The organism is Mycobacterium mantenii, assembly GCF_010731775.1.
In the GTDB taxonomy this organism is placed as follows: Bacteria; Actinomycetota; Actinomycetes; order Mycobacteriales; family Mycobacteriaceae; genus Mycobacterium; species Mycobacterium mantenii.
Window position 1 is genome coordinate 3,642,368 of sequence record NZ_AP022590.1, and the last position, 13,665, is coordinate 3,656,032.

Below are 13,665 nucleotides of genomic sequence, written 5' to 3' on the forward strand. Positions count from 1 at the left end.
TATCGGTCCATGAATCCCGGGGGGCATGGTGAGCCAGAGCAGCGACGACACGCCTACCGGCCCCATCAGCGGCGGGGTTCAGCAAGTACCGGCGCCCCGCATCATCCGCCCGCACGCCACGGGCGGCGCCGGACCGGAGGCCGCAGCGACGAGGCGGCACCGGCAGGGCTTCGTCGACCTGGCCGCGGTGGCACTGCTGGTCCTCGCGGTGTTCTTGCCGTGGAACCTCTATTTCGGCGTCGGGATCCCGAACAGCAGCCCGGTCCTGTTCGCCGTGCTGATCGCGGTGACGGTGCTGGCCGTCGCCGCCGTCGCCGTCGCCGGTTCCTGGCGGTCGGCCGGCGCGCGGTTCAACCCCGCGCGGGCCGCCCGGCTGCGCCTGGCGTTTAACGTGCCCTATCTGCTGCTCGTGCTGGCCTTCGTCGCGTTCGACGCCTACGAAACCGTCCGCCTCGGCGGCACGGTCAACGTGCCGGGCGGTGTCGGCCCGGGGGCCTGGGCCGGGATCGCCGGCTCGCTGCTGAGCGCCCAGGCGGTGCCGGCCGGCGCACTCGCCGGACCGATTCCGGCGGGCGACGAGTCCACCGGTTGGCACCGATCCGCGCGTGTCATCGGCTCGCTGTCCATGCTCGCGGCGGTGCTCAGCTTTGGCGTCAACCTGTACTGGCGGGTGCGGTACGCGCTGCAAAACACCGGCGGCGCCGAAGCATTCGGCAAGCAGAACATCGCCGTGATCGCGACCGCGGTGGTGTACGGCGTGGTGGCGCTGGTCGCGGTTCTGGTCGCCTCCCGGTGGCTGCTGCGCAGCGCCAGGGCGAGCCGGTTGACGATCGTCGCGCTGGGTACGTCGACGCTGGTCGCCGGGATCCTGGTGTGGTTCCTGCCCGGCGGCCGCGACCTCGACGCGTTCCACGGCATCGCGCAGAATACGTCCACCGCCGGGGTCGGGTTCGAGGGCTACCTGGCGTGGGCGGCCGGCGCGGCGCTGTTCGCGCCGCGGGCGCTGTTCGGCCACCGCAACGCCTCGCCGACCGAGGAGTCGGCGTGGCGCGCAACCACCCGAAATGGGCTGCTGCTCATCGCGGTCTGGTGCGTGGGGTCGACACTGATGAGGATCACCGACCTCGTCGTCGGCGTGATTTTGAACTACCCATTCTCCCGATATTCCAGCATCGTGCTCGCCGCGTTCGATCTGGGCACCGCGGTCCTGGCGATCTGGCTGCGCCGCAGACTGGCCACCCTCTCGGCGAGAATGGTCACCTCGCTGTGCGGACTGGTCGCCACGCTCAGCGTGGCCCGCGTCATCGTCGGCGTCGAGCTGGCGCCGCGGTTCGCGGACTCGCCCAATTCGCCTGCGCTGCACCCGGTCTACGGCAACAACCTGGCTCAGCAGATCACCAGCACCTTCGACGTGACGCTGTGCGGCCTGGCGCTGGGCATCCTGGTGGCGGCCATCGTCGCCGGACAGCTGAGCGGTCGACGGCTGGCGCGCCGTGCCGCCCGCCGGCGCGCCGCCGCGGCGAATGCGGCCGCCCCCACCACCCGGGTCCGAGTGGGCCAGGGCACCGGGCCGTCGGCCGCCGCGACCACCCGCATCCCCGCCGGCGCAGACAACGACCCGCCGACCGCCGAGATACCGCCGCTGGCCAACGCGCCCCGAATCTTCCGCGGTGACGACTCCGGGACGCGGCAGATGCCGGCGCAGAAGCCCCAGATCTTCCGCCCCCCGCAGGGCTGAGGCTCACCGCAGGGGCGCGGACGCGAATTCGCGCAGCCCGTCGCCCGGTGCGATGGCCGCCCGGAACCCCAGCACCTCGGCGGCCCGGGTCGGGTCGGCGACGATGTGGCGCACGTCGCCGTTGCGGTACTGCCCGGTGACCACCGGGGAGAGCGAACCGCCGCGCGCGTCGCACAGCGCACCGGCCACCTCCAGGATCGAAATCGGTTGTCCCGAGCAGACGTTGAGCGCGGTAAAGCCATCGTGTTGCTGTATCGCCGCGACGTTGGCGGCGGCCACGTCGTCGACGTGGACGAAGTCACGCATCTGACCACCGTCCTCGAAAACCCTTGGCGGGTCACCCTTTTCCAGCGCCGACCGAAAGATCGCCGCCACTCCGGAATACGGGGTGTCGCGCGGCATGCCGGGGCCGTAGACATTGTGGTAGCGCAGCGCCACCACCGAACCGCCGGTGGCCTCCGACCAGGCCAGCGCGTAATGCTCCTGCGCGGTCTTACTGGCGGCGTACAGGCTTCGCGGCCGCAGGCAGGCGTCCTCGTCGACGAGGCGCCAGTGCAGCTCCTCCCCGCCGACCGGGCAGCGGTGCTCGAAGGTTCCGGCGTCGAGGTCCGCACGCCGCCGCGGCAGCGGATCCACGTATCCGTGTTGCCGGCAGTGATAGCGCCCCTGGCCGTAGACCACCATCGACGAAGCCAGCACCAGGCGGCGGACCCCGGCGGCGAACATCTGCGCCAACAGGACCGTGGTGGCCAGGTCGTTGTGGCCGCCGTAGGCGGGGGCGTCGGCGGCGTCGACGCCCGCACCCACCATCGCCGCCTGATGACATACCAGGTCCACGCCGGCCAACAGCGGGGCCAGCGCGTCGGCGTCGCGCACATCCACGCGGTGACAGCCCTTCGGCAGCAACGGATTTGGGCCGTGCGCGGCCTGCAGCAGCGCGTCGACGGCCACCACCTCGTGTCCCGCCGCCCGCAGCGCGGCATCCACCCGCGAACCGATGAAGCCGGCCGCCCCGGTCAGCAGCACCCTCACGGCAACTCGATGGGCAACGTGACTCCGGCGTGCGGCAGGCAATGCGTGCAGCTGCGGTCGGCGTCGATCCGCCCGATGGCCTGGCGCACCAGCTTCTTGAACACCTCGATGTTGCGTTCGAACTCGGCGAACACGTCGACGGCCTTCACACCCTCACCGACGCTCACCCCGGCATCCAGATCGGTCACCAAAGCGATTGCCGCATAGCACATTTCGAGTTCACGTGCGAGCACGGCCTCCGGATAGCCGGTCATGTTGACCAACGAGAACCCGACGGAAGCGAACCATTGGCTTTCGGCGCGGGTGGAAAAGCGCGGTCCCTGGATCACCACCATGGTGCCGCCGTCGACCACGTCGGGCAGGCCGGTCACCGCGTCGCGCAGCGTCGGGCAGTACGGGTCGGCGAAGTCGACGTGGATGCCGCCGGAGTCGAAATAGGTGTCGGCGCGTCCGCTGGTGCGGTCGACCAGCTGGTCGGGCACCACGACCGCGCCGGGGCCGAGTTCGGGTTTGAGGCTGCCGACCGCGCACGGCGCGAGCACCCGCCGCACACCGAGGCTGCGCAGGGCCCACATGTTGGCCCGGTACGGCACGGTGTGCGCGGAGAACTCGTGTCTGGCGCCGTGGCGGGGCAGGAAAGCCACCTCGTGGTCACCGACGGTGCCGACGGTGACCGGGGCGCTGGGCGGCCCGTACGGGGTGTCGACGGCGACGTCGTGCGAGTCGGATCCGAAGAAGGTGTAGAAGCCGCTGCCGCCGATCACTCCGAGCATTCGACCATTGTGGTGCATGACGCCGGGGTGATTGCGGGGCACGGGGTTCGCAGGCCGGCACCCTGGCAGGATGGTCGGGTGGCCAATTTCGGGCAGTGGATTTCGGGTGCACGGCCGCGGACGTTGCCCAACGCGGTGGCGCCGGTCGTCGCGGGCACCGGCGCGGCGGCGTGGCTGCACTCCGCGGTGTGGTGGAAGGCGCTGCTGGCGCTGACCGTCGCGCTGGCGCTGATCGTCGGCGTCAACTACGCCAACGACTACTCCGACGGCATCCGCGGCACCGACGACGACCGGGCCGGCCCGGTGCGCCTGGTCGGCTCGCGGCTGGCGGCGCCGCGCGCGGTGCTGGCCGCCGCGGTCGCCAGCCTGACGGTCGGCGCGCTGGCCGGGCTGGCGCTGGCGTTGTTCAGCGCGCCGTGGCTGATCGCGGTGGGCGCCGCCTGCATCGCCGGGGCGTGGCTGTACACCGGCGGGTCGAAGCCCTACGGCTACGCCGGTTTTGGCGAGGTCGCGGTGTTCCTGTTCTTCGGGCTCGTCGCCGTGCTGGGCACGCAGTACACCCAGGCGCTGCGGGTGGACTGGGTGGGCGCGGTGCTGGCGGTGTCGGTCGGGGCGCTGTCCTCGTCGGTGCTGGTGGCCAACAACCTGCGGGACATCCCGACCGACGCGCGCTCGGGAAAGATCACGCTGGCGGTGCGGCTGGGCGATGTCCGCACCCGGATCCTGTACCAGGCGCTGCTGGGGGCCGCCGGGGTGCTGACCGTGGTGCTCATGCTGGCGACGCCGTGGTGCGCCGCGGGGTTGGTGGCGACGCCGCTGGCCCTGCGCGCCATGGCCCCGGTGCGGTCCGGTCGCGGCGGGCCGGAGCTCATCCCGGTGCTGCGCGATACCGGGCTGGCGATGGTGGTGTGGTCGATCGCGGTGGCGGCGGCCCTGGCGTTGGGGACCTAGGGGTTACCTTGGGTGCAGGCACAGGCAAAGGTCCCCGGCGGGCAACCGGTTTGGGGTACTTTTGCGTCGGCTCGGGCGACAGCGAAGGACCGCAATGAAGCAGATTGCCGCGACCAGCGGGCCCACCAATATCGGCTTGCTCAGTGTCGGGTCGTACCGCCCGGAGCGGGTGGTCACCAACGACGAGCTCTGCGAGAACATCGACTCGTCCGATGAATGGATCTATTCGCGCACCGGAATCAAAACGCGCCGATTCGCCAGGCGCGACGAATCCGCCAGTTCGATGGCGACCGCGGCCGGACAGGAGGCGATCGCCAAGGCCTCCCTCAAGCCGTCGGACATCGATTGCGTCATCGTCGCCACCAGCACCCATTTCCTGCAGACCCCCGCGTGCGCCCCGGCGGTCGCGACGGCGGTGGGCGCCGGCGGCGTGCCCGCCTTCGACGTCTCGGCTGGGTGCGCCGGCTTCGGCTACGCGCTCGGTGTGGCGGCCGACATGATCCGGGGCGGGACGGCCGCCAAGGCGCTGGTGCTCGGTTCGGAGAAGCTGTCCCCCACCGTCGACATGCGAGACCGGAGCAACTGCTTCATCTTCGCCGACGGCGCCGCCGGGGTAGTGGTGGGTGAGACACCCGACCAGGGCATCGGCCCCACCGTGTGGGGCAGCGACGGTGCACAGGCCACCGCGATCCGCCAGGACATCGAATGGATCGACTACACCGAGAACCCGACCGGCGAGCGCCCGTATCTGAGGCTCGAAGGCAGCGCGGTGTTCCGGTGGGCGGCGTTCGAGATGGGCAAGGTCGGCCGGCAGGCCATGGACGCGGCGGGCGTCCGGCCCGACGAGATCGACGTGTTCCTGCCGCACCAGGCCAACAGCCGGATCAACGAGGTGCTGGCCAAGAGCCTCGAGCTGCGTCCGGATGCGGTCGTCGCCAACGACATCGAACACACGGGCAACACCTCGGCCGCGTCCATCCCCCTGGCGATGGCCGAAGTGCTGGCGACCGGGGCGGCCAAGCCTGGCGACCTGGCCCTGCTGCTCGGCTACGGCGCCGGCCTGAGCTATGCCGCGCAGGTCGTCCGGCTGCCGAACGGCTGAGCCGCTCTCACTCGTCGCCGCGCGTCTGGTCGGGCGGCGCATCCCCCTGCAGTCGGGCTTGGAGCAGTTCGCGCTCCCGGCGTCGTCGTTCCCCGGCGATCGCGAGCGCGGCGGTGGCCCGCCGGCGCAGCGGGGCGAACACCCAGATACCGAGCGGCATCGCGATGATCAGCGCGAACAGCACGGCGACCACGATCGGGAACTGCGTGATGCCCGCCAGGCGCGCGACACCGTAGATCACACCGGTAAGCACGACCGCCAGCAGCACCCGCGCCGCCATGTACACCGCGACGTGGACGGCGACGCGGTTCGCGCCGGGCTGGGCGGTGCCCCCGTCCGGGGCCGGGCGTTCGGTGCTGTCGTCGCTAGCTTCTTGTGACACAGGCTGAGCCTACGGCGCGGGTATATTCGCCAAAAGGAGGTGTTGCGTGCTCTACCTGCTGCTCGTCGTGATTTTGGGGACGCTGATCTACGCTGGCTGGCGTGCGGCGCGATCGCAGGCCCACCGGCCGAAGACGCGCGTCATCGGGCCCGACGACGATCCGGATTTCCTGCGGCGGTTGGGTCACGGCGACAACAACCCGCGCTAGCTCGGTGGCGGCGGGCCGCCCAAGGCGGGCAGCTAGCCGAGCACTCCCGGGTTGTGCTGGTCACCGGGGAACCCGTCGGCGACGATGGCGGCCAGCTCGGTGAGCGCTTCGCGCGTCCGGCGCCGCAACCGGTCCAGATCGATCTCGGCGCCCTCTTCGAGGTGCGGATCGAAGGGCACCAGCTGCACCGCGCGGCAGCGCCGGGAGAAGTGGTCGACCACCTTGTTCATGTCGACCTTGCCCGGGCGCGGCTTCACCCCGTTGATGACCGCGATGGAGTTGCGGACCAGGTCCTCATGGCCGTGCGCATCCAGCCAGTCCAGCGTCGCCGAGGCGCTGCGCGCGCCGTCGATGGACGCCGAGCTGACCACGACGAGGGCGTCGGCCTTGTCCAGCACCGACCTCATCACCGAGTGCAGCAGTCCGGGCCCGCAGTCGGTCAGCACCAGGCCGTAGAACCGTTCCAGGATGTCCAGGATGCGCGCGTAGTCCTCGGCGCTGAACGCGTCGGAGATGGCGGGATCCGTTTCGGACGCCAGCACCTCCAGGCCGCTCGGCCCCTTGGAGGTGTACCGGCGCACATCGCTGTAGCGCTCGATGGTCCCGGCGTCGTGCAGCAGCTGACGCACCGTCGCGGCCGTCTCCAGCGGGATCTTCTGGCTCAGGGTGCCGCGGTCGGGGTTGGCGTCCACGGCCACTACCCGGTCACCGCGGATGGAGGCGAAGGTGGCGCCCAGCGTCGCGGTGATCGTGGTCTTGCCGACGCCGCCCTTCAGCGACAGGAATGCCACCCGGTAGGAACCGCGCAGGGGCCGGTTCACCTGGGCGACCAGGTTGTTGTAGCGAGTGGCCCGTGGGCTCTCGCCCAGGTTGATCAGCCCACCCGACAGCTTGAACAGCAGCAGGCGCCATCCGTCGGACGGCGGCGGCGCGACCGGCCGCAACAGCATGCCCGTGGACAGCTCCGGGTACGGCGTGTGCGGCAGGTGCTCCGGACGCTGCTGCGGCGGCGGCCCCTGGATCTGCGTAGGCGGCGCGTCCGGGCCCGTGTAGTAGGCGCCGTAGGCCGTCGGGTCGACGCGCGGAATGCCGGTCATCGGCGTGGGATCCCACGGCGGCATCCCGCCGGGGGTGGCCGGTGGGGCCTGCTGACGCTCGGGCCCGGGGACGCGGCGCTCGGTGCGGAACCCGGCGAAGGCGCGGGTGGGGGCTTCGCCACCCGAGCCACCCGAGCCCCCCGACTCGGCCTGCGGCTCGGCGGCGTCCCGCTGGTCTGCCGCCGGCGATGTCTGCTGGGGTATCTGCGTGGTCGGTTGTTCGGGCGCCCCCACGCCAGCCGTTGGATGCTCGGTCACTGCACTCCCCCTTGTTGTGCGTTATTCCCGTGTTGTGCGCTTCGCGGGCCGGTTGTGCACCGTCACCCGACGCCCGCATAAGAATGCAGGCCCACAGTGACCAGGTTAACGAAGAACAAGTTGAAGACCATGGCCACAAACCCCGCGACATTGATCCACGCGGCCTTCCTGTCCCGCCATCCCGCGGTCGACCTGGCGTGCAGGTACGCGGCGTAAATCACCCAGGCGACAAACGACACAGTCTCTTTGGGGTCCCAGCCCCAATATCGGCCCCAGGCTTCTTCGGCCCAGATCGCCCCGAAAATGACGCCGAAACCGAACACCGGAAATGCGAAAATTGTCGTCCGATACGCGATGCGGTCCAGGGTCTGCGCGTCGGGGAACCGCTGCACCAGCCGGCTCAACCCGCTGTCCTGGGCGTGTTCAAGGTCTCCGAGCGGCGACGTGCGCAGCAGGAACAGGATGCTGGCGATGCCGGCGACCATGAACACCCCGGATCCCAGGCTGACCACCGACACGTGGATGGGCAGCCAATAGGACTGCAGGGCGGGCATCACCGGCGCGGCGTTGGTGTAGAGCCAGCGCCCCGACACCGTGAGCAGGATCAGCACCGGGAGCAGCAAGAACACCCACAGCGGGCGGTATTGCGGGCGGCGCAGCACGACCGCGCCGGCGATCAACCCGCACAAGCAGGTCAGGTTGATGAACTCGTACATGTTGCCCCACGGCACGCGCAGGGTCGCGAGGCCGCGCAGCACCAGGCAGGCCAGCAGCAGTCCGACGCCCAGGTACACCACGGACAGCCCGGCCCGGCCGGCCCGCTCGTCGATCGGTCGTCTGGCTACCTCGTCGACCACCCCGGGGGTGGCGGAGTCGGCGCTGACGGCGCCGGCCAGCACCCGTTCGCGCTGCTCCGCGCGGCGCCCGCCGGCGTAGGCCAGCTCGAAGGCCAACAACAGCAGCGCGATGACCAGGGCCACCACGGCGGACGTGAACGCCCAGTCCGAGTAGCGCGCCAGCTCGATGTTGACGTGCACCGTATTCATTTGACGTCCACCTCAGAACTCCTTTTGGACGCTGCGGGTGTCGCGTCGCCATCCGACGCGGGGGGCCTCGCGGCGCCAGCGGCGCCAAAGTCGCCGAGCCCGGTCAGCAGCCGTTCGGACAGCCGCTCGAACTCCTCGCCCCAGCCGGAGTTGTCGGTGCGCGCCAGGCCACCCAGTTCGACGTTTACCGTACCGGGCGACCCGCCGGCGTCGGGCGTCAGACGGACCCACACGCGGCGGCGGCGCACCAGCAGGGACACCACCAGGCCGCCCATCATGGTGATGGCGAAGACGAGCACCCAGGTTTGGCCGGGGTCGTGCGAGACCTGCAGGTTGACGAACGGCACGGCGCCGTCGAAGCGGATCAGGGTGCCGGCCGCCGGCCCCTGGTCGATCCGGACCGACTGGCCCGCACGCAGATTGACCCGCTTCTCCTTGGTCAACCGGTGCTGCTCGATCAGGCGGGGATCCAGGGTGAACAGCGACTGGGGCCGGCCGGTGTCCAGCCCGGTGTCGCCGCGGTAGATGTCGACGGCCACCGCCGGGGCGTCCAGGGCCGGGAAACGCGACGACAGCAGCGTGCCCTCCAGCTGCTCGGTCGGCGCCAGCAGGCCCTGGATGGCGATCTCGTGGTTCCGGCGCTCTGCGGCGTTGGGATAGCTGCCGGCGGGCGGATCGATGCGCATCACACCCGACGAGAGCAGGGTTTGCGGGTTGTCGGGTCGCCACTGCACGGTCGCCGTGCGGATCTGCCCGTCCGGGAAGGTGACGCTGAAGGTGGGCGCGTAGCCGTGCCCCTGCAGGTACACCCGGTCACCGCCGAGCCGCAGCGGGTGGTTGACCTCCAGCTGGTAGTGCCGCCAGTTGTTGGTGCTCAGATCGTTGCCGGACTGGTAGTCGATGTTCGCGGCGAACGAGGTGGCCTGTCCGGACGGCAGGTAGTGCGCCGCGAAATCGTCGACGCGGATGCACAGCGGGTGCAGCGAGGTGCCGTCGACGGTGTTGCCGGCCCGGAACGAGTCGAACGCGGCGGGCGAGGCCGAGCAGAAGCCGGGTCCGCCGTCGGCGATGACGATGACGTTGCCCTCGTAGCCGAACAGCTTGCCGACGGCCACCGCGACCAGCAACCCCAGCAGCGAGAAGTGGAAGACGATGTTGCCGAATTCGCGCAGGTAACCCTTCTCGGCGGACACCTCGACGACGTGGGCATCCGCCGGCTGCCCGCCGTGGTGGTGCCGGATGGCGGTGCGCCAGCCGCGCAGCCGTTCGGTCAGCGTGTTGGCCAGGGCGTTCAGCTGTTCGGCGTCGGCCTGGATCTGGTGGCTGGCGTGTTTGGGGAGCCGGGCCAGGTTGCGCGGGGCGGCCACCGGGGTGGACCGCAGGCTGCGGATGTGCTCGATCATCCGCGGGGTGAGGCAGCCGACCAGGGACACGAACAGCAGCACGTAGATGGCGGTGAACCAGAAGCTGGAGAACACGTTGAAGGCCTGCAGCCGATCCAGCCACGGCCCGATCACGGGGTGGGCCTTCAGGTAGTCGTCGACCTTGCCGGCGTTGAGGCTGCGCTGCGGCAACAGCGCCCCCGGTATCGCGCCGAGCGCGAGCAGGAACAACAGCACCAGCGCGGTGCCCATCGAGGTCAGCGCGCGCCAGGTGTTGCGCGTCCAGGCGACAAGCTGCCTCAAATCGGCAGCCTCACGTCGGACACGAACGCGTCGCGCAGCCAGGAGACGAAGTCGTTCCACACCCCGGTGACCAGCAGCGCGCCGACGGTGATCAGCAGCACGCCGCCAAAGACCTGGATGGCCCGGGTGTGCCGGCGCAGCCAGCCCAGGCCTCCCACCGCGCCGGCCGAGCCGAAAGCCAGCAGCACGAACGGGATGCCCAAGCCCAGGCAGTACGCGATCACCAACACGATTCCGCGCGCCACGCTGGCGCCGTCGGTGGCCGACGCGACGGTGATCACGCCGGCCAGCGTCGGCCCCAGGCAGGGCGTCCAGCCCAGGGCGAACACCGCGCCCAGCACCGGCGCTCCGGCGACCGTGGTCAGCTGTCGCGGACTGAACCGGGCCTGGCGCTGCAACGCCGGGATCAGGCCGACGAACACCAGTCCCATCACGATGGTCAGCACTCCCCCGGCCCGTTGCAGCACCAGTTGGTTGGTGATCAGTGTGGTCGTCATGCCGAGGACGGCGACGGTGCCGAGCACGAACACCGTGGTGAAGCCGGCGACGAACAATGCCGCGGACCCCGCGACCCGCCAGCGGGCGGACCTCGCGGGGCGCGCGAAGGCACAGTTCGCGCCCTGCGGGGGCTGCTCGTCCACGCCCACGACGGCGGCCAGGTAGGACAGGTAGCCGGGCACCAGCGGCATCACGCACGGCGAGGCGAACGACACCAGGCCCGCCAGCAGGCACACACCGAGGGCCAGCAAGAGCGGTCCGGCGGCGGCGATCTGGGTGAATCCGGTCATTGGTGTCCCGGAGTCGTCCGGCCCGCCGGGGCTGCCTCGGCGGCCAGCTGCTGCACCACGGGCCGCAGGTCGGAAACCAGGAGTTCGCGCAGGAAGACCGCCGCGACGCGGTGCTGACGGTCAAGGACCAGCGTGGACGGGATAACGGTGGTGGGATATTTGCCGCCGAACGCGATCAGGGTGCGCATCGCGGGATCGTAGATGGACGGGAACGTCACCTGCCGGTCGTTGACGAAGTCCAGCGCGGCCTGCCGGTTGTTGTCCCGGACGTCGATGCCCAGGAAAGACACCCCGGCTCCGCGCGTGGCGTCATACACCTGCTGTAGCTGGGTGACCTCGGCGCGGCATGGTCCGCACCACTGTCCCCAGATGTTGATGACCACGACCCGGCCCGCGAAGATCGAGTCGTCCAGCGACAGCGTGTGCGCGGGGTCGGCCAGGTCGGGCCCGGCCAGCGGCCCGGGTCGGCCACGGCCGGCCGGCGGGTCGTAGTGGATGTCGGTCTTGCCGCCGGGCGAGACGAATTCGAAGGTGCCGCCCTGGGCGACGGCGTCGCGCCCCGAGGAGCAGCCGGTGAGCAGGCCGGGCAGCAGGGCCGCCAGCACAACCCCGGCCATCGCCTGTCGTCGCCAGGTGATCAAGGCGCCGCCGGTTCGCAGTACTCGACGTCGACCAGCCGGTCGCCGTCGTAGACCAGGGTCGTCACCGACGCGAGGCCGCACTCCCGCCGCCGCGGGTCATGCCACAGTCGCTGGCCCGTCACGTGCAGCCGCAGCGTCCACACCGGCAGTTGGTGGCTGACGCAGACCACCTCGCGGCCGGCGCCGCGGGCGCGGGCCTTGTCCACCGCCGTCTCCATCCTGGCGGCGATCTCGGCGTACGGCTCACCCCAGGACGGCCGGAAGGGGTTGCGCAGTTGCCACCAAACCCGCGGGTCGCGCCAGGCGCCGTCGCCCGGGCTGACCCGTTTACCCTCGAAGAAATTGGCGGATTCGATCAGGTCCGGGTCGGTGTCCACGGCCAGGCCGTGCTTGGCGGCGATGGGGGCGGCGGTTTCCTTTGCCCGCTGCAGGGGCGAGGCGATCAGCGCGACGATGTCGCGGCCGGCCAGCGCGTCGGCCACCGCGGCCGCTTGCGCCCGGCCGTTGTCGGAGAGGTGAAACCCGGGCAGCCGCCCGTAGAGGATGCCGCTGGGGTTGTACACCTCGCCGTGGCGCACGACGTGCACCCGGGTGTGCTCGGCCATCAGGAGTTCCCCTCCTTGGCCGCCGCCGCGGCCCGGGCCGCGGCCGGCAGGGCGTCGGCGATCCGGTCGAACGCGCTGTCGTCCAGCGCGGTTGAGACGAACCACGCCTCGAAAGCGCTGCACGGCGGGTACACGCCCGCGTCCAGCAGCGCGTGGAAGAACGGTGGATAACGCCACGTCTCGGTGGCGCGCGCCGACGCGAAGTCCGTCACCGGCGTGTCGGAGAAGAACACGCTGAGCATATTTCCGGCGCGCGGAATCTGGTGCGCCACACCGGCATTCGTGAGCGCGTCGGCGAACAGCCCGGCCAGCCGATCGGCGTTGGCGTCCAGGGTGGCGTAGGCGGCGGCGTCGGCGTTGCGCAGGGTGGCCAGCCCGGCGGCCATCGCCACAGGGTTACCCGACAGCGTGCCGGCCTGATACACCGGGCCCAGCGGTGCGAGGCGCTCCATCACCTCGGCCCGGCCGCCGAACGCGGCGGCCGGCAAGCCGCCGCTCATAACCTTCCCGAAGGTGAACAGGTCGGCTGCGACGGGATCGATTCCGTACCAACCACTTCGGCTGACCCGGAAGCCGGTCATCACCTCGTCGATGATCAGCAGCGCACCGTGCTCGGCGGTGATCGTGCGCAGCGCCGCGTTGTAGCCGGGCGCGGGCGGGACCACGCCCATGTTGCCGGGGCTCGCCTCGGTGATCACCGCGGCGATCTGGTCGCCGAACCGGGCGAAGGTCTGTTGCACGGCGTCGATGTCGTTGTAGGGCAGCACGATCGTGTCGGCCGCCGTCGCGCCGGTGACGCCCGGCGAGGACGGCAGGCCCAGCGTCGCCACCCCGGAGCCGGCGTCGGCGAGCAGCGCGTCGACATGGCCGTGGTAGCAGCCGGCGAACTTGATCACCTTGGCCCGGCCGGTGAAGCCGCGGGCCAACCGGACCGCGCTCATGGTGGCCTCGGTGCCGGAGTTGACCAGCCGGATCCGCTCGACCGGCGCCACCCGGCCGATCATCTCGGCGGCCAGCTCGCTCTCGGCCGGTGTGGGCGCCCCGAACGACAGGCCCGAAGCGGCGGCTTTTGCGACGGCGTCGACGACGGCCGGGTGCGCATGACCCAGGATCATCGGGCCCCACGAGCAGACCAGGTCCACGTAACGGTTGCCGTCGGCGTCGGTCAGCCGGCATCCGCGCGCCTCGGTGATGAAGGGCGGCGTCCCGCCCACCGCGCTGAACGCGCGGACCGGAGAGTTCACCCCACCGGGAATGACGGCGCAGGCATCCTCGAACAACCGGGCCGACGCCGCCGTGGGCCGGGGGCCCCCGTCGACGCGCGCGGTCGCCTGATCACTGCTTCCCATGACGACCAGT

At 70.9% G+C, this 13,665-nt stretch carries 14 protein-coding genes; 4 read left to right on the forward strand and 10 right to left on the reverse strand.

What is annotated here, in order from left to right:
- Nucleotides 1-25 precede the first annotated feature (25 nt).
- Nucleotides 26-1,738: a DUF7937 domain-containing protein gene (locus G6N50_RS16360; RefSeq protein ID WP_142275543.1), complete on the forward strand. Its 1,713-nt coding sequence runs from the start codon at nt 26-28 to the stop codon at nt 1,736-1,738.
- A gap of 3 nt (nt 1,739-1,741) precedes the next feature.
- On the opposite strand, the gene G6N50_RS16365 is transcribed toward G6N50_RS16360, so the two are convergent.
- Both G6N50_RS16365 and G6N50_RS16370 read right to left on the reverse strand, forming a co-directional pair.
- Entirely contained in the window at nt 1,742-2,770 is a 1,029-nt protein-coding gene (locus tag G6N50_RS16365; protein WP_083095069.1) for an NAD-dependent epimerase/dehydratase family protein, read from the reverse strand.
- On the reverse strand, nt 2,767-3,543 hold the full coding sequence (locus G6N50_RS16370) for an S-methyl-5'-thioadenosine phosphorylase (protein ID WP_232068766.1): 777 nt from the start codon (nt 3,541-3,543) through the stop codon (nt 2,767-2,769). Before G6N50_RS16370 ends, G6N50_RS16365 begins: the two co-directional genes overlap by 4 nt.
- Before the next feature lie 78 nt (nt 3,544-3,621).
- Between G6N50_RS16370 and G6N50_RS16375 the strand changes: the two genes are divergently transcribed.
- Together G6N50_RS16375 and G6N50_RS16380 are read left to right on the forward strand one after the other, a co-directional pair.
- Entirely contained in the window at nt 3,622-4,494 is an 873-nt protein-coding gene (locus tag G6N50_RS16375; RefSeq protein WP_083095068.1) for a 1,4-dihydroxy-2-naphthoate polyprenyltransferase, read from the forward strand.
- A gap of 94 nt (nt 4,495-4,588) precedes the next feature.
- Complete coding sequence (locus G6N50_RS16380; RefSeq protein WP_083095067.1) at nt 4,589-5,596, forward strand: beta-ketoacyl-ACP synthase III; 1,008 nt, start codon at nt 4,589-4,591, stop codon at nt 5,594-5,596.
- 7 nt (nt 5,597-5,603) lie between these two features.
- Here G6N50_RS16380 and G6N50_RS16385 read toward each other — a convergent pair whose 3' ends face one another.
- Nucleotides 5,604-5,978 carry a DUF4229 domain-containing protein gene (locus G6N50_RS16385; RefSeq protein WP_083095066.1) on the reverse strand — a complete coding sequence of 125 codons (375 nt, stop codon included), beginning with the start codon at nt 5,976-5,978 and terminating at the stop codon, nt 5,604-5,606.
- Between the two features lie 46 nt (nt 5,979-6,024).
- Between G6N50_RS16385 and G6N50_RS16390 the strand changes: the two genes are divergently transcribed.
- Nucleotides 6,025-6,186 (forward strand): hypothetical protein, encoded by a 162-nt coding sequence (locus G6N50_RS16390; protein ID WP_142275542.1) that lies wholly within the window; start codon nt 6,025-6,027, stop codon nt 6,184-6,186.
- A 32-nt stretch (nt 6,187-6,218) separates the two neighbouring features.
- On the opposite strand, the gene G6N50_RS16395 is transcribed toward G6N50_RS16390, so the two are convergent.
- From G6N50_RS16395 to hemL, 7 genes are all read right to left on the reverse strand, one after another.
- On the reverse strand, nt 6,219-7,541 hold the full coding sequence (locus tag G6N50_RS16395) for a MinD/ParA family ATP-binding protein (protein WP_083095065.1): 1,323 nt from the start codon (nt 7,539-7,541) through the stop codon (nt 6,219-6,221).
- 62 nt (nt 7,542-7,603) lie between these two features.
- On the reverse strand, nt 7,604-8,587 hold the full coding sequence (gene ccsB / locus G6N50_RS16400; protein ID WP_083095064.1) for a c-type cytochrome biogenesis protein CcsB: 984 nt from the start codon (nt 8,585-8,587) through the stop codon (nt 7,604-7,606).
- Complete coding sequence (locus tag G6N50_RS16405) at nt 8,584-10,221, reverse strand: cytochrome c biogenesis protein ResB (RefSeq protein WP_083095086.1); 1,638 nt, start codon at nt 10,219-10,221, stop codon at nt 8,584-8,586. Before G6N50_RS16405 ends, ccsB begins: the two co-directional genes overlap by 4 nt.
- A gap of 47 nt (nt 10,222-10,268) precedes the next feature.
- Nucleotides 10,269-11,060, reverse strand: coding sequence for a cytochrome c biogenesis CcdA family protein (locus tag G6N50_RS16410; RefSeq protein WP_083095063.1), 792 nt, complete (start codon nt 11,058-11,060; stop codon nt 10,269-10,271).
- On the reverse strand, nt 11,057-11,677 hold the full coding sequence (locus G6N50_RS16415) for a TlpA disulfide reductase family protein (RefSeq protein WP_083095062.1): 621 nt from the start codon (nt 11,675-11,677) through the stop codon (nt 11,057-11,059). The genes G6N50_RS16410 and G6N50_RS16415 overlap by 4 nt, the downstream gene beginning before the upstream one ends.
- A gap of 20 nt (nt 11,678-11,697) precedes the next feature.
- A complete protein-coding gene (locus tag G6N50_RS16420; protein WP_083095061.1) occupies nt 11,698-12,306 on the reverse strand; it encodes a histidine phosphatase family protein in 609 nt (202 codons plus the stop codon).
- Nucleotides 12,306-13,655 carry a glutamate-1-semialdehyde 2,1-aminomutase gene (gene hemL / locus G6N50_RS16425; protein ID WP_083095060.1) on the reverse strand — a complete coding sequence of 450 codons (1,350 nt, stop codon included), beginning with the start codon at nt 13,653-13,655 and terminating at the stop codon, nt 12,306-12,308. The genes G6N50_RS16420 and hemL overlap by 1 nt, the downstream gene beginning before the upstream one ends.
- Nucleotides 13,656-13,665: the final 10 nt, after the last annotated feature.